The sequence below is a fragment of the Methanobrevibacter sp. genome (assembly GCF_045577275.1).
Taxonomy (GTDB): Archaea; Methanobacteriota; Methanobacteria; order Methanobacteriales; family Methanobacteriaceae; genus Methanobrevibacter.
On sequence record NZ_JAZNIB010000274.1, the window covers coordinates 1 to 2,713 of the forward strand.

The window sequence follows — 2,713 nt, forward strand, 5'->3', positions numbered from 1 at the left end:
GATATATTTAATTTTAACAATGATTTGTCCTTATTTTTTAGAATTTTTATGGGAAAGATTTATATGCTATTAAACAGTTAATTATACATAACATTAAAAAAATATTATCTAAAACTTGTTGAATTATCTTTTTTTTATTGCATTAGCTCTTTAAAAAAATTTAATTTCAATAATACTTGAAGATATTTAACTATAAGAGTATTTTAAAACTTTTAAATTTGTATTTTTTTAGTGTATTGAGGTGAAAAAATTTCGTTAGAGAAGAGAACATTGCTTTTGGCAATATTCTGCTTATTGTTTTTAGCGATAAGCGGTGTATCTGCTAGTGATGTCTTGGATATGTCAAACGATCCAGATAACAATGATTTTGTTGGCGGTTCAATTGATTCAATGTCTGACGAGTCAGTTGGTAGTACTGACACTAACCAATTATCTAATGAAAAAGTTTCCAGTTCAAGTTTAGAAAGTGAGGATAACAGTCATGAAATGACTTTTGATGACTTAAAAGGCAATGGTAGTTCAGGCAGTTCAACTGCTAAGACCAACACTACTATGAAAGTATCCAACACCACTGTACACTCTGGAAATCCGATATATGTTACATTAAAAGATAAGAAGGGTAAAGCGTTAAGCGGTAAAAAGATCTTATTCAATGTAACCAGCAAGAATAAGGTTTATACCAGAACCACTGATAAAAACGGTCGGGCACAGTTTACTTACAATCCTGCAGGAACTTATAAGCTGTTAGTCTCTTTTGCAGGGGATAGCTCTTATGCAAGTTCCAAAAAGAGTTCCACCTTTAAGGTTTTAAAAAGCAGCACAAGCTTAACTGTTAAAACCAATAAGGTTCCTAGAACAACATCCTTAATTGTTACTTTAAAAAACAAGGATAGTGGTGCTCTTTTAGCTAATAAAACAGTAACCTTTAAGGTCTCCAGTTGGAGAAATAAAGTTTACAAAAAGAAGACCGATGAAAATGGTCAAGCAAAACTTAACATAAATGCTCATAAAAAGTTTTCAGTTCTTATCGGTTATGCAGGAAACGGTAATTTTTATAAATCTTCCAAGAAAACAACTGTATACCCTCAAAAATGTGGAACAAAACTATCATATTCAACTCTTGTTCAATATGGCAGTGATTATGTAATTACATTAAAGAAAAAAGTGAACAATGCAGCTGTTAAAAACAGAAAAGTCGTTGTAAAGATAACTAATAAGGACAAATCATATACCAAAAAGACTAATTCAAAAGGCCAAGTCCTCATTCCGATACGAGATCTTGGAAAATTGAAATTCAAAATTAGTTTTGCTGGGGATGATGTTTTTATCAAATCTTCTGCAAGCACTAATGTAACTGCCGTTAAGGGAGGTACCAAAATCGTTGCACCAGCAAGTGTTGGCCAAGGATTTAAGTATATAGTCACTTTAAAAAATTCCGCAGGAAAGGTTTTATCAGATAAGACAGTTGTTATCAATATAAACAACAAGACCTATACTAAAACAACCAATTCAAAAGGACAGGTTAGTTTGGCTGTAGGCCTTAAGAAAGGATCTTATCCTATCAAAATAAAATATGCTGGAAGTAAGAATTACAATTCATCTAGCGTTAGCAAAACTCTTAAGGTAGTTGACCCTGCAATTAGTATATCTAAAATTGTTACTGCAGCTAAAGACTTGAAAGTCCGTGTAGAATACATAAATATATTAAATAAATCTTACAGTGTCACTATTGATAGTAAAAAATACACAATGGATGAATTCGCATATCTTATGGCAGGAGCTATAACCCATATTAATAAAGGTTCAAAAGCAGATGTTAAGATAAAATTCTTATCAAATAATTATGGTTCTTCTGGGGCGAAAATTAATGGTAAATTATCTAAAAGCGATTATCTTAAATTAGCGACAAACATTACTAAATATGTCGATTCTAAGGATTGCTTACCTTCAAGTCAAGTTACCAGCTTGGGTAAAATGGAAGCAAATCTCTATATTTATGGTTTAACCGCTGTATTGAATTCCTATAGTAACAATAAGAAGTTACCTTCTTCAGTTACAGTTAAAACTAGCTATGTTAAAGGAGGATATTCAATATCCATTAGTCAAAGTGGAAAAATCTTAAATTACAGACAAATATTTGACTCTGAAACCTTTGCAAAATACTTGAAGACCGGAGGTAAATCAGCTCTTAGTGATGCACTCAAGAAGAAAGCAAAAGAATTGACTGCTGGTTTATCAAGTCCTAAAGCTAAAGCAAATGCTATCTTTGAATTTGTAAGGGATGATATAAGATACAGCTTCTATACAAATTCCAAAAAAGGAGCAGCTAAAACCTTTAGTTCAAGGTCAGGTAATTGTTGTGACAAGGCTAATTTAATTGTAGCTATGTGTAGATCTGTAGGTATTTACGCAAGATATTCTCATGCTAAAAACTGTAAGTTCGCTAGTGGATTAAATACAGGACATGTATGGGCTCAAGTTTACGATCCTATATCACAAACTTGGTACACAGCCGATGCAACAAGCCGCAGAAACAAACTAGGAACTATTAATAATTGGAATACAAAGTCATATAATACTCCAAAAAATTATGCGCTTATACCATTCTAGTTATTGATAGGGATAAGTTGTAATTTATTTGATTAAAAAAGAAGTTTTAATAAATAGAATAAACTTTTTAGTTTTATTCTATAAATTTTTTATTTATTTTAAT

The 2,713-nt window shown here is 31.3% G+C and carries 1 protein-coding gene; it reads left to right on the forward strand.

Annotated elements, in window-relative coordinates:
* Positions 1–270: 270 nt before the first annotated feature.
* On the forward strand, positions 271–2,610 hold the full coding sequence (locus ACKI67_RS08105; RefSeq protein ID WP_407462996.1) for an Ig-like domain repeat protein: 2,340 nt from the start codon (positions 271–273) through the stop codon (positions 2,608–2,610).
* Positions 2,611–2,713: the final 103 nt, after the last annotated feature.